Consider the following 19472-nt stretch of genomic DNA (forward strand, 5'->3'; position numbering starts at 1 on the left):
GCCGGTCTCAACGCGGTGATGGCTGCCAATCCGATTGGGGCCGTAGTCGCAGCTGTGTCAGCTCTGATTTTTGTTGGAATTGAGCTGTATCAAAACTGGGATGCCGTGACGGCGTGGTTCAGTGAAAAACTGAGCTGGTTTCAAACCGAGTTCCCAGCAGTATCAAATGCCATCAAGACAGCCTTTGACTGGTCACCGCTCGGGCTGATCATCAATCACTGGGAACCCATCACCGGGTTCTTCTCAGACTTGTGGGGTGCGATTACCGGGATTTTCAGCGATTCCAGCGGCACGATCAATCTGGCGTTTCAGATCATTAAAACGGCATTTGACTGGTCACCGCTCGGATTAGTCATCAACAACTGGGAACCGTTGACCCGTTTCTTTACGGAGCTGTGGGGCGGGGTCACGGGCATTTTTGATGCAGGCATCGCCAGAATCAGTGGTGTCTGGGATACGGTCAGCGGCTGGATGGATTCAATCAAGTTCTGGGACAGTGATGCCCCGGAAATGAAAGTGAGGTCCTATCACCAGGTGCAGGCTGAAATGGCGCCCAGCAGGGCAATGGCGGCAGTCAATAACTCTTATCCGGCGAGTAAAGGGGCCACCGTTCACCAGAGTGTGGGTGAAATCAAGGTCTATGCGGCGCCGGGACAGAGTCCGGAAGACATTGGCCGGGCTGTTCATGCCAAGCTGGGCGGATACCAGAACAGCGCGCTGTATGATTTACCGGAGGCAGGATAATGGCTCAAGTGATGCTGTCTTATGGCGGCTTTAAGTTCAACATCGATGCTGCAGCATATAACGAGCTGGTCAGAACCTGGCAGTGGCGCTGGCAGTCTCAGTCCCGGATTGGTCAGTCAGACCTGCTGCAGTATACCGGGAAAGCGGCCAATAAAATCTCCCTGAACGGCCAGATTGCGACGCTGTTCAGGGAGGTCGGAACCCGGCAGATAGACAAGTTGGCCAGGTTGGGGGATGAGCAGAAGCCTCATCTGCTGGTGAGTGGTCTGGGGGATATTCTGGGCTACTGGGTCATGACTGATCTCAGCGAGTCAAATACCAAGTTCGTGAGCGGTGGGTTGCCCCGCGCTCAGTCGTTTACTGTGGAGCTGGCGTTTTATGGCAACAACCTACAGAACCCGTGACGGGGACATGCTGGATGATATTTGCTGGCGTCATTATGGCCGGGAGAGTGCGGTTGAAGCCGTGCTGACCACAAATCCCGGTCTTGCTGATTTTGGCCCGCTGTTACCCAGCGGGATTGAAATTAAGCTGCCTGACCTGGCTGTGCCGGTCAGCGAAGAGGCGGTAAGTTTATGGGATTAGATTTTCGTCCGGATTTTTCCCTGTCTACGGACGGGCATGATATTACGGCTGTGATTCAGCGGAATCTGATCAGTCTGACCCTGACCGATAATGCAGGCAATGAATCAGACCGGCTGGCGTTAGACCTCAGTTGGCCCAGTTCGGCGCCGACCCCGACAAAGGGAGCTGTGCTTCAGTTAGGGTTGGGGTTCAATGGTGAGCTGGTGAATAAAGGGCGATTCGTGGTGGATGAGGTTACAACCAGTGGCCCGCCTCGGCGGGTTCAGATTGTGGCGAATGCCGCCCCGATGGATAACCGAAAGCAACCGGGCTCATTGCAGACTCAGAAAACCCGTAGCTGGGATGATGTCAGGCTGGGTGATGTTCTGAAAACCGTTGCTGGAGAGCACGGCTTGATCCCGAGAGTCAGCGCCTCTCTGGAAAGCATCCGAATTAATCATATTGATCAAGTGGCCGAAAGTGACATGAACCTGGTGACCCGGCTGGCCAAACGCTATGGCGCAGTCAGTAAGCCTGCCAACGGTTACTGGCTGTTTTTGAACGAAGGTGAAGGGAAATCTGCATCCGGAAAGAAAATGACTAATATCACGATTGAGCCTCACGAGGTCACAACCTGGCAATGCCGGTTCAGCAGTCGTAATGATGTTCGCCGGGTGGTTGCGACTTACCATGATGTTGAAACCGGGGACACGAAAGAGGTTTCAACCGGAACCGGTGATCCAGAGTTCAAGATCGTTTTCAAATACCCCAATTATGAAGAGGCCAAAGCAGCAGTCATGGCCAGAGCAAAACAAGTGCGTTCGGGGAGTGATGTGCTGGATATTACGATGCCAGCGCGCAGTTCACTGATGAACCTGGTTGCGGAAGGCCATTTGACGTTGAAGGGGTTCGGCGATGTGGAAGACGGAACCTGGCGAAATAAGATGGTGGAATGGTCACTCAGTGAGTCAGGGTTGCAGTTGCGTATTTCTTGTAATCTGAGAAGTAGTCTCGATTACAAACAATTCAAGCTTTGAGGGTGTTTAAAAATCAAATAATTTTTCAAAATTACGTTTTTCTAGAATGTCTTCAATTTTTCTTCTGGTGCTGTTTGCTTTCTTATGCTCGTTTAAAGGAGGGGGTGCTTTATCTTTTTGGGTAGTGCTTTTTTTACTTTTTTTCATATATCCCTGCTTTGAATTTTCAGAGTCGGAGGTACAGCCTAGGTTTAGGTGTTTACCGTAGGAGCTTTTTTATTTCTGATGTGGCGATGAAGATGATTCTATGGTTAATAGGCTATCACGTTTGTTTTTACCCCGTTGTGAGTTTAAATCACAAAGCTTTTTATACCAATATCGCTGGCGGCTTGTTCTTCTAGACAATAAAACCCCTTGATTGTTGAGTGTTATAGAACGACTTCAGTTAGAGAAAATAGGTGTCATATGATTTATGACACCTAAGCCACTTACAGAGCAGTTACATTTGTAGCTTGAGGACCTTTTTGACCGTCTTCAAGAATAAAGCTCACTTTCTGGCCTTCAACAAGTGTTTTGAATCCTTCAGATACGATAGATTTGAAATGTACAAATACATCTGAACCACCATTATCTTGAGAGATGAAGCCAAAACCTTTTGCTTCGTTAAACCACTTTACTGAACCCGTTGTTTTGTTGGACATAGATACCTCTGATAAATAAAAATAATTAGACTTCGAGCAAATGCTACTTATAAACAATGAGAAGAAGCTATCGCAGGAGCTAGACGAAGGTATCGAAAGGAAACTGGGAACAGGCTTGCACTTCATTTTTAGGAATAGCTCTTTTGCTAGAGCTGAGCCCACTATACAGATTGTCTGGGAAATGAACAGCACTATTTTTTGCTCTCTGTTTAAGTTTAAGTTGCTTTTGTTTTAACTTATTGTTTTTTGATGGTTTTTACTGGATTTGCTTGTTTTTTGGTTAGGTCTGACTTTTGATAGTTATCAATTGATGCTTTAGAATAGATTGATGTGCTGGCTTATCTTTATCGAAAAGGCTAACTATATTCACCTAATTGTATGGAAGGGTCAAAAAAAATAGAAAATTCCTATCTATTTAGAGTGAACTGTGTATAGTGTGCCTTATCATTCAAATATGAACTATTAATGAGATATTCACTTCAAGTATCTTATAATTTATATTGCGATTTTTTCGTCATATTACTTCTAAATGAGCTTGTTGTTTTTATTTATATCATATGAGCTAGTATTGTCCCCTTATAAATTTTGAGAGCTACATAAAGGAAGAAAATGAAAAAAAGACGAGAAACCCCTCAAAAAAAAGCAAGGAAAAGCGGTTATGAAGCTAAATTTGAGATGATGGTTAAAGAATACCATAGTGCAAAAGAATTACTGGATTCCATGAAAGAAGGCACTGCTGATTATAATAAACAGAAGAAACATTGTGATTCTCTTTTTGCAAATGCCGAGAAATTCTTCAAGCATCATCAATAAATCAGAAGTTCATTGACTAATAATGAGTTTTAACAACAGAGCTAGTTAGGACAGACAAGTTAACGTTGCAGCTTGTTCTTTAGAGTTCCATGGACGGATACACTTAGAAATAATAAATATTCTCATTGTCATTGTTTCAAATCTCTCTTGCATATCAAGCACCCCTATCACGAAAGTTAGTGTACTTTTCGCCATAAATCGGCCGCGGTACCCAAGAAATACTTTGGTATCATCACTTAATCAATGTGTATATCTTCACAATATTTGGCTGATGTTAAGTGTAACTCATTGAATTATAATGACATGAAATATGGTCTATATTCTGAAGTTTCTCCTAGGCACATAATTAAAAACAACTTTCTACCGGATTTAAAATCCCTTGTTTCTCGCGTTGCACCATTTCTAGCCTGACCCAAGATAGAACCTATAAAAACGGATCAAAGATGGTATCTTGTATGAGCCGTTTTTCTTTTCGAAACTACAGGTTCGACAACTGGATTTTTCATAAAAACTAGTAAAAGGATCACTCTGCTTCAGGAACTGTATGAAGAATGCCGATCAGAGGTTTCTATCATCGCTTCCCAATGGAATCTCCTTACGTGTAACATAATTAGTGACAAATCCCCCTCCAAAACCTACTGTAACTTACTGAAAATACGAAAGTTAATTTTTGTATCTGATGAAGTAATTTAAAGGAAATAATGGGACTAACATCATGAAAAATAAAGAAATACCATCAGTTCTGTTAGTCTGCATGGGCAACATTTGTCGTTCGCCCACCGGTGAGGCGGTGCTGAGAGCCCGGGCACAGGCGGCGAGTATGGCAATCGAAATTGATTCGGCAGGCACGATTGGTTATCACCAGGGAAACCCGCCGGACAGCCGTGCCCGTGCTGCGGGAGAGGCGAGGGGATACAGTTTCAAAGGCATGCGCGCCCGGCAGGTGATAGCTGAAGATTTTGAACGGTTTGACCTGATCCTGGCGGCAGACCGGCAAAATCTGTCGGATCTGATGGCGATATGCCCTGATGAACATCTGTCGAAACTGGCCTTGTTTCTGGATTATGCCGATGTTGCGGAAGATGAGGTGCCAGACCCTTATTATGGCGGCGATCAGGGTTTCGAATATGTGCTGGATCTGGTCGAGCTGGCTGCAGAGGGTGTGCTGGCGAGTCTGAAAAACCGATGACATTCACGTCAGGGCAGAAACGCCCGGCATAAAAAAGCCCGCATTGAATGCGGGCTTGTTTGATTCAGAGCACAGGGGGATTAACCCAGCGTATCTGTAGCGACTTTATAGGTCGGGTCTTCCATCACATTGACTTCCACCAGATCACCCGCCTTGCGCAGCAGGCTGCGGCATTCCGGACTCAGGTGGCGCAGGTGCAGGGTTTTGCCTTCTTTGGCATAACGCTCAGCAATCGTATCGATCGCTTCAATGGCAGAGTGGTCTGCAACCCGGGAATCGGCGAAGTCGATGATCACATCTTTCGGATCTTTGGCGGCATCAAACAGTTCCAGGAAATGCGAGACGGAACCGAAGAACAGCGGGCCGTTCAGGTGATACACCTTGCTGCCGTTTTTATCTGTTTTGCTTTCTGCATTGATGTGCTTGGCATGTTCCCACGCGAATACCAGTGCAGAGTAGATGACACCCACAAAGACAGCAATGGCCAGATCAGCCGCAACTGTCACACAGGTCACCAGAATAATGGTGAAGAAGTCGTGTTTCGGTACTTTGCGCGCCATCTTGAAGCTGGCCCATTCGAAGGTACCAATCACGACCATAAACATCACACCAACCAGCGCAGCCAGCGGGATCATTTCGATCAGGTCGGATCCGAACAGGATGAACAGCAGCAGACCAATGGCAGCCGTGATTCCCGACAGACGACCACGGCCACCAGAGTTAATGTTGATCATTGACTGACCAATCATCGCACAGCCACCCATCGCCCCGAAGACGGAACAGGTGACGTTGGCCAGGCCCTGACCGACACATTCACGGTTGCTCTGACCACGGGTCCCTGTCATTTCATCCAGGACCGTCAGGGTCAGCAGTGATTCAATCAGACCTACAGCTGCCAGAACCACAGCATAAGGCAGAATGATATACAGAGTTTCCAGTGTCAGCGGGACAGTTGGCACCGAGAAGGTTGGCAGGGAACCTGCCAGTGTGGCTTCGGCATTACCGCTCATACTGCGGACAAAGTCGATCACGGTACGGGTTTCCAGATCCAGACCATGGACCAGACCGGTGACCACCAGAATCGCAACCAGAGAGGATGGAACGGCTGTCGTCAGCTTTGGCAGAAAATGAATAATCATCATGGTCAGCAGGACCAGCCCACCCATGATGTAAAGTTGTGTGCCTTGCATCCACTCCAGCATGCCGGATGCATCCGGAACTTTAAATTGTCCCAGCTGTGCCAGGAAAATCACAATTGCCAGACCGTTCACGAAGCCAATCATGACCGGGTGCGGGACGATGCGGATAAATTTACCGAGCTTGAGTATCCCGGCAAGAATTTGCAGTAAACCAGCCAGCAGAATGGCGGCAAAAAGGTACTGGATACCGTGTTCGGCCACCAGACTGACCATGACGACGGCCATGGCGCCGGTTGCGCCGGAGATCATCCCCGGACGGCCACCTAAGGTTGCTGTTACCAGGCCCACGATGAAAGCGGCATAAAGGCCGACCATCGGGTCGACACCGGCAACAAAGGCGAAAGCTACAGCTTCCGGCACCAGTGCCAGGGCGACTGTCAGCCCCGAGAGCATGTCATTTTTGACAGACTGGTGTGTAAACTTGGGAAATTCAAACATTGTCGTTTCTGTCTTTTTTCTGAATAGATTGGGTTTAGCGGGCAAATGCTACCGATAACCGTGAGCTGGTTCAACTTTTAATCAGGTTATCAATGTGGCGGGCCCATCGCTGAAGACAACAAAAAGCCATGCAAATGCATGGCTTTTTGAGATTGAGCGAAGCCGGAACTTAGTGTTGTTCAAAAACGGCTTTCGTCATCGGAGCAGAGGCAACATTGGTTGCGGTCTGACTGCCGGCCTGACGCGTTTGTGCCAGTACTTCACGTTTCGGCGCAACAGCGACCGGAGTGGTATCCAGAACCTGCTCTGGTGCAGGTGCTTTCGCCATCGGCGAAACGCTGTGGAATCCACGCGGCGAGCTTGCCGTCACCTGAGCAATTTTCACTGCAGATGGTGCAGGCTGTTTCACGACGGCTTCCGGTGCTTCAGTCACCTGAATTTCAGCAGGTTCAGCCACTACGTCCGCAACAGGTGCTTCTGTCGCTTTCACTGGCTCAGGCTGAGGTTCAGCAACGGCCACTGGCTCTTCAGCTTGCGGTACAGGCTGACGAAGCGGCATCACTTTACCCATAGCCATTTCCGGCATAGCCACACCACTCAGCGTCGGTGCCTGGGACACCTGTTGCTCTGCGGCTGTCTCTGTAACCACCGGCGCTGCTTCAGCCGCCGTTTCAACGACGTCTTCGGCATGAACTGCTGGTTTGTCAGCGCGCGGCCATACTTTACCCATAGCCATTTCCGGTGAAGCAACACCTGTTGTCGGGCGTCGTTTCGGACGCTCAACAATCGTGACCACGTTTTCCAGCTCGCTCAGGCTTTCAGAAGCTTCTTCTACCGCATGGGTAATGGCGTCAGAGACGACCTGATCAACTTCTTCTTCCTGATTCGGACGCGTGTCACGCATGCGGCGGCGACGCTGTCCGCTGGCACGCAGGTGACGTGGTGAACGACGGTTACGACGCTGACCTTCCTGAGCACCATTTTCCGTGTCACCCTGAAGCTCTGCTTCTGTGTCATCCACAGCATCCTGAACAGCGCCTTTGACAGACGCTTGAGCAACCTGACTGGCTTCTTTCGCGACAGCCGTACCGATGGATTGCAGCTGGCTTGCTGGTTCGTCTGAAGCGACTTCTGCCGATTGCAGTTCAGTATCTTCAATGCGGATTTTCTTCTGCAACTGACGACGTTGACGGCGTTGCTTCACCTTCTCTGTCTTCTGCTGTTCAGGAGTCTCTTGCGTTTCCTGCAGCTGTTCAGTTGCTTCAGTTTGTGCCAGTTGCTGCTTCTCTTTACGACGTTGTTTCTGAACTTCGTCGCGGCGCTGGCGTTTCTGCTCTTTGATTTCTTCATCTGCGACAGTACGGGAAGCCGCTGCCTTGGCTGGTTTTTCTACCTGTGCCTGGCGGTCTTGCTTCGGACGATCACTGCGACGGCGTTGCTGACGCTGGCCTTTTTCGCCGGACTTCGAGTCACGAGATTTAGCATCGCGAGACTCGCGTTCTTCGTCCTGACGGTTGCGGCTCGGACGGCTACCGTCTTTGCCCCGGCGGTTATCACGGCGGTTGTCGCGACGATCATCGCGGCGGTTGTCACGGCGTGGTGCCTGCTTCTGCTCTGTTTCCGCAGGTTGTGCTTCAGTTTTGCTGCCGCCAAACAGGCTGGCAATCTTCTGGAACAAACGCTGGAATAAACCTGGTTTAGATTCAGCAGCCGCTTCAGGTTTTGCTATCACTGGTGCTGGCTTCGCCACTGGCGCTGGTGTTTTTGGTGCTGTGAAGCCTTGCAGTACAGGTTCTTCACGTTTCTTCACAACACGTTCTGCCGGGCTTTCTGACGCTTCGCTTTCACGAGCGGCTTCAATCAGCTGCGGAATATGGTATGACAGTGTGTCTTTTTCATCACCGGTGCGGACACGATGCACATCAAAGTGCGGTGTTTCCATGTCTGCATTCGGGACAATAATTACTTTCACATCGTGGTATTTCTCGATGTGTTGTACCGAACGGCGTTTTTCGTTCAGCAGGTAAGACGCAACAGCGACTGGCACAATGGCCTGTACCTGAGCACTGTTATCTTTTAGGGCTTCTTCTTCGATCAGACGCAGAATCGACAGAGAAAGCGATTCGTTATCACGAATCACACCCGTTCCCTTACAGCGTGGGCAAACGTGGTGGCTGGCTTCAGCCAGAGAAGGGCTCAGACGCTGACGGGACATTTCCAGCAGACCAAAGCGGGAAATGCGGCCGATCTGTACGCGGGCACGGTCCATGCGGACGGCTTCGCGCAGCCGGTTTTCAACTTCGCGCTGGTGGCGAACCGGTGTCATATCAATAAAGTCGATAACGACCAGGCCACCCAGGTCACGCAGACGCAACTGGCGGGCAATTTCATCGGCTGCTTCCAGGTTGGTTTGCAGTGCCGTTTCTTCGATGTCGCCGCCTTTGGTTGCACGGGCGGAGTTGATGTCAATCGAAGTCAGGGCTTCGGTCGGATCGATCACAATCGAACCACCGGAAGGCAAACGCACTTCACGCTGGAATGCAGATTCAATCTGACTTTCAATCTGATAGTGACTGAACAGCGGTACTTCGCCGTCATACGGCTTCACTTTAGGTTCAAAGTCAGGACGAACCAGTTTGATATGATCGCGTGCACGCTCGAAAATTTTCGGGCTGTCGATCAGGATTTCACCAATGTCGCGGCGCAGATAGTCACGGATCGCGCGGGCAATCACGTTACTTTCCTGGTGAATCAGGAACGGAGCCGGATGGGAATCGGCCGCTTCTTTCACTGCGTTCCAGTGATTCAGCAGGACGTTCAGGTCCCATTCCAGTTCTTCAGCTGATTTACCCACACCTGCGGTGCGAACGATCAGGCCCATGCCGTCCGGCAACTGAAGGGTGCTCAGTGCGGCTTTGAGCTGGGTGCGTTCTTCACCTTCGATACGACGTGAAATACCACCGGCACGCGGGTTATTTGGCATCAGGACCAGATAACTACCAGCCAGTGAGATGAAGGTTGTCAGGGCGGCACCTTTGTTACCACGCTCTTCTTTATCAACCTGAACGATGACTTCCTGACCTTCTTTCAGCACTTCCTTGATGTTCGGGCGGCCTTGGTAGGTGTAACTTGCTGGGAAGTAATCGCGGGCAATTTCTTTCAGAGGGAGGAAACCGTGTCGCTCGGCACCATAGTCTACGAAAGCAGCTTCAAGACTTGGCTCGATACGGGTGATGCGTCCTTTGTAGATGTTAGCTTTCTTAGATTCGTGGCCAGGACTTTCGATATCCAAATCGAACAGCTTCTGACCGTCCACTAATGCGACGCGCAACTCTTCCTTCTGAGTTGCGTTGATCAACATTCTTTTCATTCTGTGTACTCATTTATTGTCGTTGTTTTAGTGAGCCAATGTTGGATCATTTACCGATGCTGCCTGACTCCAAGTCTGATTTACGGTTGCAACCTCACGGTTGGATGTTTCAGGAGTGCTCTTTGGCTACACATATCTGCCAGCTGTACTTAAGATGGTTAGATCCGGGATATACAGCCGGTAACACCGCGTTGTCGCGGTTGTATCTCTAACACCGATAAAAAAAATCTGCGATCGGAACACTAAGATTGACTCTGCATGACTTGTCGTCTTACGCCTTTTGCTGCGATGACAGGCAGAGCAGGATAAAAAACATTCATCATGGCGTAAAATTGTCCGCCATGGCATGGAAATTGGGATTTTCCCTGATTCCAGACTGCAATCATAGCAGGGTGACTTTTTTGCGGCAATCTGCTTTATAGCCATGATAGAATCTTGGACCATGAAAGATAACAAACCGAAAGTGCAATTCATCGCTATTGCTGATGATTTTGCCGGGCAAAGGATTGATAATTTTCTCCGTGCCCGATTGAAAAACGTTCCCAAAAGTATGATTTACCGCATTTTGCGTAAGGGAGAGGTGCGAGTAAACAAAAAAAGGATAAAACCTGAATACAAGCTTCAAGAAGGCGATCTGGTCCGGGTGCCGCCTGTCGTTGTTCCTGAAAAGGAAACTGCGGCGCCAGTCAGTACCAAACTGGACAAAGTGGCAGAGCTGGAAAACTGCATCATTTATGAAGATGAGCATATGCTGATCCTGAATAAACCTTCGGGTACTGCGGTCCACGGCGGCAGCGGTCTGAAGTTTGGTGCAATCGAAGCTCTGCGGGCTTTGCGTCCGGATGCTCGTTTTCTGGAGCTGGTTCACCGGATTGACCGGGATACCTCAGGAATCTTGCTGGTAGCGAAGAAACGTTCAGCACTGCGTAAACTCCAGGAGCAGTTCAGGCAGAAGACGGTTCAGAAATACTATTTCGCACTGGTCATGGGGCAGTGGCCAAAAGGTTGCAATAAGGTCACCGCGCCACTGCTGAAAAATGAAGTGAACAGTATTGTGCGGGTGAACCCGAACGGGAAGCCTTCAGATACACGCTTTAAGGTCCTTGAGTGTTTCAAAGAGGCAACACTGGTGCAGGCGAGCCCGGTGACCGGGCGGACACACCAGATCCGCGTGCATTGTCAGTATACAGGCCATCCTATTGCCTGGGATGACAGATACGGTGATCCGCGGTTTGATGCCTACACGAAAAAAGCAGGTCTCAACCGCTTGTTCCTGCACGCGGCCAACATCTGCTTTGAACATCCGGGGACAGAAGAGCGGATGGAGATCAATGCCCCAATGGATGCGATGCTGAATCGCACGCTGGAATCTTTGAGAAAAGGCTGAAGCATTTTCAGACACTCAGCGGCTGGCACAGGTGATTCAACTCGCCAGCCGTTGAGTGAAACCGGACTAATTATTAATTGAGTCAGTCATTAATTTACATTGCTTGGCTTACATTGCTTTCACGGAATCCCAGATATTGAGCAATGATTGCAGGTCCGCGGTGAGTGTTTCAACGGGCTGTTTGGAAGCCGCCAAAGTCACCACCACGCTCATCTCTTCTTGTTCCGATTGCGTGTGTAACAATGTTGTCAGTGCCGACATGGCATCGGTATCCAGCGGATGAGACACATCAACGGCCCCTGGCGTATTGGGTCTTAAGGTCAGATACTGACCTGGAATGGCAATCAATGTTGTCAGATGCGCGTGACAATACCTCTGATCCAGCTTTTCAACCTGAACCAGAACTTCCTGCCCGATTCGGACGACATCGCGAATCTGTGGACGACCCTGATAAGCATAACTTTGGGGATAATAATGAAGCGCAATTTTTCGAAGGGGAAGGAAACCAGGTTCCAGTGCACCAATGTCGATAAAAGCGGCTTCAAAGCTGTTTTCGATCCGGACGACTTTTCCTTTGTAGATGCTGTGCTGTTGGGGGCTGTGGGACTGTTCTTTCATTTCGGTCAGACAAAATACATGGTCTTCCCGGAAAGCTGCGTATAAAGGCTTGCGTTTTAATCCGCTGGTATAAGTTTTCAGCAGCGATAATATTTGTCCAATCATTCCATTAACTCAGTGTTTTTGACAGTCAGAAGGCTGTCATGGGTCTGCTGACTGCAATCTATGTGTTGACTGTAACAGGCGACGCACTAAGTAATCTGTTGAATATGTTCTGTGGATAGAGGTCATAAAAAACATATCTTTTCAGAATCGTGAGAGATCCGAAGGGAGGGTAAATGCAAAAGCAGAGACCACCCATGACGAAAGCAAGGGTGGTTCAGGCGGGCTCAGAGAACGCTGATACCTTGTCGGGAAAGCATCTCTCTCAGTGTGATGAGCGGTAATCCAACCAGTGTATTGGGATCCCGGCCATTCAGGCGATCAAACAGGGCAATCCCCAGTCCTTCACTTTTAAAGCTGCCGGCACACCGTAATGGCTGTTCGCGCAGGACATATTGCCGGATTTCATTCTCTGTGAGTTCACGGAAATGCACATGGAAGGGTTCACAGATGACTTCAGCTGTATCGTTTGCTGCGTTATACAGACATAAACCTGTATAGAAAGTGACGGTTTGTCCGCTTGCTGCCATCAGCTGTGCGCAGGCATTTTCCGTGGTGTGGGGTTTACCTACGATGCTCCCGTTGATGACACAGACCTGATCCGAGCCGATGATCAGATGATTCGGGTGTCCGGGACGGCAGGCTCTGGCTTTGGCTTCAGCCAGTCGTTTGACCAGCGTTTCGGCATTTTCACCAGGAAGCGGGCTTTCGTCGATATCTGGCGCGGCACAGGAAAACGGTAAGCCGAATTTTTCCAGCAGGCTGCGGCGAAACGGCGATGTGGAGGCCAGAAGTAAAGCTTGTTTCATGAGGTGACTCTGTCTTGTTTGGTTGTGAGGTAATCGAACGGGCGTGAGAGTGAAATCTACGCTAGTTTTAACTCAGAACCAACCTTATTATACCCTTGGTGCCATTGACCCAAACGGTGAAGTAAAACCACTGAAGATGAAATGGCCAAAAGCTGGGATTTCGGACACATTTCCTTTGACTCAAACCAATTAGAAGGCTAATATTCGCGCCCTATGCAAAAGGTAAAATTGCCGCTGACGGTTGATCCGGTCCGCGCCGCTCAGAAAAAGCTCGACTATGATGGCATCATCAAAGCCGGGCTTTTAGAGCGTCTGGCTGAATCGGCTTCCAGCGTATTAAGTGATGCAAACGTCACCTTATCATTTGACTTTGACCAGCGTCACATGGCGTACATGCGTGGGCATGCAGAAGTCGATGTGATGTTAACCTGTCAGCGATGCCAGGAAGAATTCCAACACCATTACGGTGTGGATTTCTGTTACAGTCCGCTCCTCAGACCCGAGGAAGCAGATGAATTTCCGGAAGCTTATGAGCCGGCTGAAGTCGACGAAAATGGTGAGATCAATTTGCTTCAGATCATCGAAGATGAGTTGATTCTGGAGTTACCGCAAGTGCCAATGCATGACGAAGCAGACTGTCCGGTCTCTGCGTCAGGTATGAGCTTCGGTGAGATCCCTGTTGCTGATGAGCGTCCGAATCCGTTTGCAGTATTGAAAAACTTGAGTAAAAGTAATAAGGAGTAGGGTTAATGGCCGTACAAAAGAGTAAAAAATCACGTTCAGCACGTGGTATGCGTCGTTCACACGATGCCCTGACTACCGCTGCTGTTTCTGTCGATCAGACTAGCGGTGAAACCCATCTGCGTCACCATGTGACTGCTGACGGTTTCTACCGTGGCCGCAAGGTTATCAACAAATAAGGTTGAACCTTGACTGGTCTAACCGTTGCACTTGATGCAATGGGTGGGGACTTCGGTCCCCAGGTAACAGTGCCTGCCGCCGTGCAGGCACTGTTGCAATACCCGTCGCTAAAACTGCTGCTATTTGGTGATCAAAGTGCAATCACCGCCCAACTCTCATCGCTCGATCATACCCATCATCCCCGTTTAAGTATCATTCACTGCGATCGTGCTATCGCGGATCACACACGTCCGTCACATGCATTACGTCAAAGTCAGGGCTCATCGATGCGTCGTGCGCTGGATGCCGTGGCGGAAAGTGAAGCCGATGCTTGTGTCAGTGCAGGCAATACCGGCGCACTGATGGCATTAGCGCGCTATACCCTGAAGCAATTACCCGGCGTCGAGCGCCCGGCGCTGGTTTCAGCCATTCCAAGCCGTAACGGCGGTAAAACCTGGTTGCTCGACTTAGGGGCGAATGTGTCCTGTGATGCTGATACTTTGTTTCAATTCGCCGTGATGGGCTCGGTACTTGCCGAGCAGGATACGACCGGCCGTCCGCCCAGAGTGGCCTTGCTGAATATTGGCGCGGAAGAAATCAAAGGCAATGATCTGGTGAAGCGCTGCGCATCGATGCTGAGCCGTTCGCAGGATGTCCATTATATCGGCTACGTCGAAGGCAATGAGCTGTACGATGGAAAAGCGGATGTGATTGTGTGCGATGGTTTTGTCGGAAATGTCAGCCTGAAAACAAGCGAAGGGGTTGCTAATCTTTTTATAGAGAGTTTCAAAAGGGCAGTCAGTCAGCATCCGCTCAAGCGACTCATCGCTAAGTGGCTGTTTGGTGACCTGTTCCGGGAACTGCAAAGCCTGAACCCCGACCAGTACAATGGCGCAAGTCTGTTAGGATTGCGCGGTATTGTCGTGAAGAGCCATGGAAGTGCTGATATTGCTGCCTTCACCAATGCGATTGGTGAAGCGGTACATGAAATCAAGCGGAAGATACCGACAAGAATTAGTGACCGTTTGGAACACGTACTACTTGAGAGGCATTATTAGTCTTCATGTATAGCAGAATTTTAGGTACCGGCAGCTACCTGCCAGAGCAGGTCCGCACCAATGCGGATCTGGAAAAAATGGTCGATACCAGTGACGAGTGGATTGTTGCCCGGACTGGTATTCGTGAGCGCCGTATTGCTTCTGAAGAAGAGACGGTTGCTGTGATGGGTTATCAGGCGGCAGCCCGTGCTATCGATATGGCCGGGATTGAAACCGATGACATCGACCTGATCATTGTTGCCACCACATCAGCCAGCCACGCGTTTCCATCCGCAGCCTGTCAGGTACAGGGCATGCTGGGCGTGAAAGGCTGTCCGGCATTTGATATTGCAGCGGCTTGCTCCGGCTTTGTCTATGCCTTGAGTGTGGCGGATCAGCATATTAAAACCGGTATGGCAAAAAATGTGCTGGTGATTGGTGCCGATGCCCTGTCGCATAAGTGCGATCCGGATGATCGTTCGACGATCATTCTGTTCGGCGATGGCGCGGGTGCAGTGGTTCTGGGGGCCAGTGAGGAAGCCGGAATTATTTCGACGCATCTGCATGCCGATGGTCACTTTGGTGGCTTGCTGAGTCTGGCTGTGCCTGAGCATGGCGAGAACTTTGACAGCGACAAGTGGCTGTATATGGCTGGCAATGAAGTCTTCAAAGTCGCTGTGACCCAGTTGTCGAATCTGGTGAAAGACACACTGGCTGCCAATAACATGGATAAATCTGAGCTGGACTGGTTAGTTCCGCATCAGGCCAATTTACGAATCATTGCAGCGACGGCGAAAAAGTTGTCGATGCCAATGGATCAGGTCGTGGTGACTCTGGATAAGCAGGGGAATACTTCGGCTGCAACTGTTCCTGCTGCGCTTGATGAGGCTGTTCGTGATGGCCGGATTCAACGGGGACAGACACTGTTGTTGGAAGCCTTTGGTGGTGGTTTCACCTGGGGTTCAGCTTTAGTGAAATTTTGATAGAAGCGCACACTTTTTGAATATGCGGTTCGGGCGTGTTAATCAATATCCGCCTGTCAGCCGCATCAACGATGGCATCTTTGATGCCATTTCTCTTTGTAGAAGGATTCTCGAATGTCTAAGTTCGCGATTGTTTTTCCTGGGCAGGGTTCTCAGGCTGTCGGCATGCTGGCTGAACTGGCTGAGCAGTACGAAAGTGTACAACAAACGTTTGCCGAAGCGTCTGAAGCACTGGGTTATGATCTGTGGGCATTGGTCCAGAACGGACCTGCTGAAGAGCTGAACCAGACTCACCGTACTCAGCCTGCGCTGCTGGCGGCATCTGTCGCTATCTGGCGTGTATGGCAGGAAGTTGGTGGAGCTCAGCCAGCCGTTCTGGCAGGCCACAGCCTGGGTGAATACTCAGCACTGGTTTGTGCTGGCGTGCTGAATTTCAAAGAAGCAATTAAGCTGGTTGAACTGCGTGGTCAACTGATGCAGGAAGCGGTTCCTGCTGGTGTGGGCGCAATGTCTGCCATTATTGGTCTGGACAATGACGCGATTGCCAAAGCCTGTGAAGAAGCAGCACAGGGTGAAGTGGTCGCGCCTGTGAACTTTAACTCACCAGGTCAGGTTGTTATTGCAGGCCACAAAGCTGCAGTTGAGCGAGCAAATGAGCTGTGTAAAGCCGCGGGTGCCAAACGAGCACTGCCGCTGCCTGTTTCTGTCCCGTCTCATTGTGAACTGATGAAGCCAGCTGCTGAAAAACTGGCTCAGGCACTGGAATCTGTTGCATTCAGCGCACCGGCAGTTCCGGTCATCAATAATGCTGATGTGGCAACTGAGACTGATCCTGCTGCAATCAAGCAGGCACTGGTGAAGCAGCTGTATGGCCCGGTTCGCTGGACTGAGTCTGTAGAGCGTATGGCTGCCGAAGGTGTTGAATTGTTGCTGGAAGTTGGTCCGGGTAAAGTTCTGACCGGCTTGGCAAAACGCATCGATAAGTCGCTGAATGCTGCCGCCGTGAACGATCCGGCCAGCCTGGAAGCGGCAAAATAATTGAATCATGATCGTGGCTCGGGAATGCCCGGATCACGGCAAAATTAGTCATCAGTCTGTCCGTATTCAAAATGACGGGCTATATAAAGAGGAAGAAACATGAGCCTGCAAGGTAAAGTTGCGCTGGTAACAGGCGCGAGCCGTGGCATTGGCCGTGCGATTGCAGAAATTCTGGCAGAGCGTGGTGCAACTGTCATTGGTACTGCAACATCAGAAAGCGGTGCGGAAGCGATTAGTGCTTACCTGGGTGACAAAGGTCAGGGCCTGGCACTGAATGTGACGTCTCAGGAGTCGATTGATGATGTTCTGAAACAAATCAAAGAAGCCTACGGTGACGTCGATATTCTGGTGAATAATGCGGGTATCACGCGTGACAACCTGTTGATGCGTATGAAAGATGACGAGTGGCAGGACATCATTGATACCAACCTGACTTCTATTTTCCGCCTGTCGAAAGCCGTATTACGTTCTATGATGAAAAAACGTTACGGCCGTATTATCAGCATTGGTTCTGTGGTTGGTACGATGGGTAACGCGGGCCAGACAAACTATTCAGCAGCGAAAGCAGGTCTGATTGGTTTCACCAAATCAATGGCGCGTGAAGTTGCTTCTCGTGGTATTACCGTGAACGCAGTGGCGCCTGGTTTTATCGAAACCGATATGACTAAAGCACTAAATGATGATCAGCGTGCATCTACTCTGTCTGCTGTTCCTGCTGGTCGTTTGGGCGAGCCGCGCGAAATTGCAGCAGCTGTTGCATTTCTGGCTTCTGACGATGCAGGTTATGTCACCGGTGAGACACTGCACGTGAACGGCGGCATGTACATGATTTAACCAAAAAAGTTGAAATCTTTTTGGATGCAGGTCAAACTCGGGTGGATTTAACGCTGAATCGTGGTTTGACCAGCACCCTTAGTCTTGCAACTTTTACAGTAATGAATAAACTACAGCAAATCGCAATAGCGAACTCTTGTTTAAGGAAATAGATTAGTATGAGCAACATCGAAGAACGCGTAAAAAAAATCATCGTTGAGCAGCTGGGCGTAGATGAGTCTGAAGTTAAAAATGAAGCTTCTTTCGTTGACGACCTGGGTGCTGACTCTCTGGATACTGTTGAGCTGGTAATGGCTCTGGAAGAAGAATTCGACACAGAGATCCCAGATGAAGAAGCTGAGAAAATTACTACGGTTCAAGCTGCTATCGACTACGTTGTAAGCGCTTCCGCAGAGTAATTTCAAGAACACTTCCAGGCGGTCTCCATGACCGCCTGATTTTCATTTGTAAACCCAAATTAATCCTTCATTCCCGGAGAAATAAATCGTGTCTAAGCGTCGCGTAGTTGTAACTGGTATGGGTATGCTTTCACCAGTTGGCAATACTGTCGAATCTTCATGGAAAGCCTTATTGGCAGGCCAGAGTGGTATCAGCAATATTGAGCACTTTGATGCGAGTGATTTTGCAACCCGTTTTGCTGGCATGGTCAAAGACTTCAATTGCGAAGAATACATGACCAAAAAAGATGCCCGTAAAATGGACCTGTTTATCCAGTATGGCGTGGCTGCTGGTACTCAGGCGTTGAAAGACTCTGGTATTGAAGTCAGTGAAGAAAATGCCGGCCGTTTTGGTGTGGCAATTGGTTCAGGGATTGGTGGTCTTGGTCTGATTGAGCAAAACCATCAGGCAATGCTGGAAAAAGGTCCGCGTAAGATCAGCCCATTCTTTGTACCGTCTACAATTGTCAACATGATCGCAGGTCACCTGTCGATTATGTATGGCCTGCGTGGTCCGAACATTGCAATTTCTACTGCCTGTACGACTGGTTTGCATAACATTGGTCACGCTGCCCGTATGATCGCATACGGCGATGCTGACATGATGCTGGCTGGTGGTGCAGAAAAAGCATCTACGCCGCTGGGTATGGGTGGTTTCGCTGCAGCGAAAGCACTGTCTACCCGCAATGATGATCCTCAGGGCGCTTCTCGTCCTTGGGACAAAGAGCGTGATGGTTTCGTACTGGGCGATGGTGCCGGTATGATGGTTCTGGAAGAATATGAGCACGCGAAAGCCCGCGGTGCAAAAATCTATGCAGAACTGGTTGGCTTTGGTATGAGTGGTGATGCTTATCACATGACTTCACCAAGTGCTGATGGTTCAGGTGGTGCACTGGCGATGGAAGCGGCTATCCGCGATGCCGGTATCAGCCAGGATCAAATTGGTTATGTGAATGCTCACGGTACGTCGACGCCTGCCGGTGACGTTGCTGAAACATTGGGTATCAAACGCGCCATGGGCGCGGCTGCTGATAAAGTCCTGGTGTCTTCAACCAAGTCAATGACCGGTCACCTGCTGGGTGCGGCTGGCTCTGTTGAGTCAATCATTACGGTGATGTCTCTGGTTGATCAGGCGGTTCCGCCAACAATCAACCTGGAGAATCCGGACGAAGGTTGTGACCTGGATTATGTACCAGGTGAAGCACGCCAGGTGAAGTTGGAGTATGCCCTGTGTAACTCCTTCGGCTTCGGTGGCACAAACGGCTCACTGCTGTTCAAGAAAATCTAAGTCATATCTGTTATGCTAAGCGGCCCGGTTCAATGACCGGGCCG

The 19472-nt window shown here is 49.7% G+C and carries 20 protein-coding genes and 1 pseudogene; 15 read left to right on the forward strand and 6 right to left on the reverse strand.

The genetic code is table 11. The annotated features are described in order from the left end of the window. From ACYP03_RS11250 to ACYP03_RS11265, 4 genes and pseudogenes are all read left to right on the forward strand, one after another. Positions 1-744 (forward strand): annotated as a pseudogene (locus ACYP03_RS11250) (hypothetical protein); the annotation flags it as partial. Then, on the forward strand, positions 744-1148 hold the full coding sequence (locus ACYP03_RS11255; protein WP_459779866.1) for a phage tail protein: 405 nt from the start codon (positions 744-746) through the stop codon (positions 1146-1148). The pseudogene ACYP03_RS11250 and the gene ACYP03_RS11255, both read left to right, overlap by 1 nt. Continuing rightward, positions 1123-1329 carry a tail protein X gene (locus tag ACYP03_RS11260; RefSeq protein ID WP_459779868.1) on the forward strand — a complete coding sequence of 69 codons (207 nt, stop codon included), beginning with the start codon at positions 1123-1125 and terminating at the stop codon, positions 1327-1329. The genes ACYP03_RS11255 and ACYP03_RS11260 overlap by 26 nt, the downstream gene beginning before the upstream one ends. After that, positions 1320-2345 carry a contractile injection system protein, VgrG/Pvc8 family gene (locus ACYP03_RS11265; protein WP_459779870.1) on the forward strand — a complete coding sequence of 342 codons (1026 nt, stop codon included), beginning with the start codon at positions 1320-1322 and terminating at the stop codon, positions 2343-2345. The genes ACYP03_RS11260 and ACYP03_RS11265 overlap by 10 nt, the downstream gene beginning before the upstream one ends. A 6-nt stretch (positions 2346-2351) precedes the next feature. Here ACYP03_RS11265 and ACYP03_RS11270 read toward each other — a convergent pair whose 3' ends face one another. Both ACYP03_RS11270 and cspE read right to left on the reverse strand, forming a co-directional pair. Next, positions 2352-2492 carry an adenosine deaminase gene (locus ACYP03_RS11270; protein WP_459779872.1) on the reverse strand — a complete coding sequence of 47 codons (141 nt, stop codon included), beginning with the start codon at positions 2490-2492 and terminating at the stop codon, positions 2352-2354. Positions 2493-2773: 281 nt separating this feature from the next. Continuing rightward, entirely contained in the window at positions 2774-2986 is a 213-nt protein-coding gene (gene cspE, locus ACYP03_RS11275; RefSeq protein WP_211645693.1) for a transcription antiterminator/RNA stability regulator CspE, read from the reverse strand. 609 nt (positions 2987-3595) lie between these two features. Between cspE and ACYP03_RS11280 the strand changes: the two genes are divergently transcribed. Further along, a complete protein-coding gene (locus tag ACYP03_RS11280) occupies positions 3596-3799 on the forward strand; it encodes a hypothetical protein (protein WP_459779874.1) in 204 nt (67 codons plus the stop codon). A 715-nt stretch (positions 3800-4514) separates the two neighbouring features. After that, entirely contained in the window at positions 4515-4988 is a 474-nt protein-coding gene (locus tag ACYP03_RS11285) for a low molecular weight protein-tyrosine-phosphatase (RefSeq protein ID WP_459779876.1), read from the forward strand. Positions 4989-5068: 80 nt separating this feature from the next. Here ACYP03_RS11285 and ACYP03_RS11290 read toward each other — a convergent pair whose 3' ends face one another. Beyond that, positions 5069-6625 carry a SulP family inorganic anion transporter gene (locus ACYP03_RS11290; RefSeq protein ID WP_459779878.1) on the reverse strand — a complete coding sequence of 519 codons (1557 nt, stop codon included), beginning with the start codon at positions 6623-6625 and terminating at the stop codon, positions 5069-5071. A 169-nt stretch (positions 6626-6794) separates the two neighbouring features. Continuing rightward, positions 6795-9995, reverse strand: coding sequence for a ribonuclease E (gene rne, locus ACYP03_RS11295; RefSeq protein ID WP_459779879.1), 3201 nt, complete (start codon positions 9993-9995; stop codon positions 6795-6797). Between the two features lie 442 nt (positions 9996-10437). Here rne and rluC point away from each other — a divergent pair, with 442 nt between their 5' ends. Then, on the forward strand, positions 10438-11382 hold the full coding sequence (gene rluC / locus ACYP03_RS11300) for a 23S rRNA pseudouridine(955/2504/2580) synthase RluC (RefSeq protein WP_459779881.1): 945 nt from the start codon (positions 10438-10440) through the stop codon (positions 11380-11382). A gap of 108 nt (positions 11383-11490) precedes the next feature. Here rluC and ACYP03_RS11305 read toward each other — a convergent pair whose 3' ends face one another. Beyond that, positions 11491-12105: a S1 RNA-binding domain-containing protein gene (locus ACYP03_RS11305; RefSeq protein WP_459779882.1), complete on the reverse strand. Its 615-nt coding sequence runs from the start codon at positions 12103-12105 to the stop codon at positions 11491-11493. A gap of 224 nt (positions 12106-12329) precedes the next feature. Continuing rightward, positions 12330-12911, reverse strand: coding sequence for a Maf family protein (locus ACYP03_RS11310; protein WP_459779884.1), 582 nt, complete (start codon positions 12909-12911; stop codon positions 12330-12332). 213 nt (positions 12912-13124) lie between these two features. Here ACYP03_RS11310 and yceD point away from each other — a divergent pair, with 213 nt between their 5' ends. The 8 genes from yceD (at position 13125) to fabF (ending at position 19428) form a co-directional block, all read left to right on the forward strand. Further along, positions 13125-13655 carry a 23S rRNA accumulation protein YceD gene (gene yceD, locus ACYP03_RS11315; RefSeq protein WP_250684107.1) on the forward strand — a complete coding sequence of 177 codons (531 nt, stop codon included), beginning with the start codon at positions 13125-13127 and terminating at the stop codon, positions 13653-13655. Between the two features lie 5 nt (positions 13656-13660). Then, complete coding sequence (gene rpmF, locus ACYP03_RS11320; RefSeq protein WP_248140945.1) at positions 13661-13831, forward strand: 50S ribosomal protein L32; 171 nt, start codon at positions 13661-13663, stop codon at positions 13829-13831. A 9-nt stretch (positions 13832-13840) separates the two neighbouring features. After that, entirely contained in the window at positions 13841-14869 is a 1029-nt protein-coding gene (gene plsX, locus ACYP03_RS11325) for a phosphate acyltransferase PlsX (protein WP_459779886.1), read from the forward strand. A gap of 5 nt (positions 14870-14874) precedes the next feature. Next, positions 14875-15831, forward strand: coding sequence for a beta-ketoacyl-ACP synthase III (locus tag ACYP03_RS11330; RefSeq protein ID WP_248140943.1), 957 nt, complete (start codon positions 14875-14877; stop codon positions 15829-15831). 114 nt (positions 15832-15945) lie between these two features. Continuing rightward, positions 15946-16869, forward strand: a complete 924-nt coding sequence (gene fabD, locus ACYP03_RS11335; protein WP_248140940.1) for an ACP S-malonyltransferase — start codon at positions 15946-15948, stop codon at positions 16867-16869. 99 nt (positions 16870-16968) lie between these two features. Next, positions 16969-17703, forward strand: coding sequence for a 3-oxoacyl-ACP reductase FabG (gene fabG, locus ACYP03_RS11340; RefSeq protein ID WP_248140938.1), 735 nt, complete (start codon positions 16969-16971; stop codon positions 17701-17703). A gap of 158 nt (positions 17704-17861) precedes the next feature. Beyond that, the gene (acpP, locus tag ACYP03_RS11345; RefSeq protein ID WP_027253507.1) at positions 17862-18101 is read left to right on the forward strand and encodes an acyl carrier protein; all 240 of its coding nucleotides are present in this window, start codon (positions 17862-17864) and stop codon (positions 18099-18101) included. Between the two features lie 88 nt (positions 18102-18189). Continuing rightward, positions 18190-19428 (forward strand): beta-ketoacyl-ACP synthase II, encoded by a 1239-nt coding sequence (fabF, locus tag ACYP03_RS11350; protein WP_248140937.1) that lies wholly within the window; start codon positions 18190-18192, stop codon positions 19426-19428. Positions 19429-19472: the final 44 nt, after the last annotated feature.

It is taken from the genome of Photobacterium sp. R1, assembly GCF_054600795.1.

Coding starts and splice junctions, on each gene's coding strand:
- ACYP03_RS11255 (WP_459779866.1), top strand. CDS start 744: ATGGCTCAAGTGATGCTGTCTTATGGCGGCTTTAAGTTCAACATCGAT.
- ACYP03_RS11260 (WP_459779868.1), top strand. CDS start 1,123: ATGGCAACAACCTACAGAACCCGTGACGGGGACATGCTGGATGATATT.
- ACYP03_RS11265 (WP_459779870.1), top strand. CDS start 1,320: ATGGGATTAGATTTTCGTCCGGATTTTTCCCTGTCTACGGACGGGCAT.
- ACYP03_RS11270 (WP_459779872.1), bottom strand. CDS start 2,492: ATGAAAAAAAGTAAAAAAAGCACTACCCAAAAAGATAAAGCACCCCCT.
- cspE (WP_211645693.1), bottom strand. CDS start 2,986: ATGTCCAACAAAACAACGGGTTCAGTAAAGTGGTTTAACGAAGCAAAA.
- ACYP03_RS11280 (WP_459779874.1), top strand. CDS start 3,596: ATGAAAAAAAGACGAGAAACCCCTCAAAAAAAAGCAAGGAAAAGCGGT.
- ACYP03_RS11285 (WP_459779876.1), top strand. CDS start 4,515: ATGAAAAATAAAGAAATACCATCAGTTCTGTTAGTCTGCATGGGCAAC.
- ACYP03_RS11290 (WP_459779878.1), bottom strand. CDS start 6,625: ATGTTTGAATTTCCCAAGTTTACACACCAGTCTGTCAAAAATGACATG.
- rne (WP_459779879.1), bottom strand. CDS start 9,995: ATGAAAAGAATGTTGATCAACGCAACTCAGAAGGAAGAGTTGCGCGTC.
- rluC (WP_459779881.1), top strand. CDS start 10,438: ATGAAAGATAACAAACCGAAAGTGCAATTCATCGCTATTGCTGATGAT.
- ACYP03_RS11305 (WP_459779882.1), bottom strand. CDS start 12,105: ATGATTGGACAAATATTATCGCTGCTGAAAACTTATACCAGCGGATTA.
- ACYP03_RS11310 (WP_459779884.1), bottom strand. CDS start 12,911: ATGAAACAAGCTTTACTTCTGGCCTCCACATCGCCGTTTCGCCGCAGC.
- yceD (WP_250684107.1), top strand. CDS start 13,125: ATGCAAAAGGTAAAATTGCCGCTGACGGTTGATCCGGTCCGCGCCGCT.
- rpmF (WP_248140945.1), top strand. CDS start 13,661: ATGGCCGTACAAAAGAGTAAAAAATCACGTTCAGCACGTGGTATGCGT.
- ACYP03_RS11330 (WP_248140943.1), top strand. CDS start 14,875: ATGTATAGCAGAATTTTAGGTACCGGCAGCTACCTGCCAGAGCAGGTC.
- fabD (WP_248140940.1), top strand. CDS start 15,946: ATGTCTAAGTTCGCGATTGTTTTTCCTGGGCAGGGTTCTCAGGCTGTC.
- fabG (WP_248140938.1), top strand. CDS start 16,969: ATGAGCCTGCAAGGTAAAGTTGCGCTGGTAACAGGCGCGAGCCGTGGC.
- acpP (WP_027253507.1), top strand. CDS start 17,862: ATGAGCAACATCGAAGAACGCGTAAAAAAAATCATCGTTGAGCAGCTG.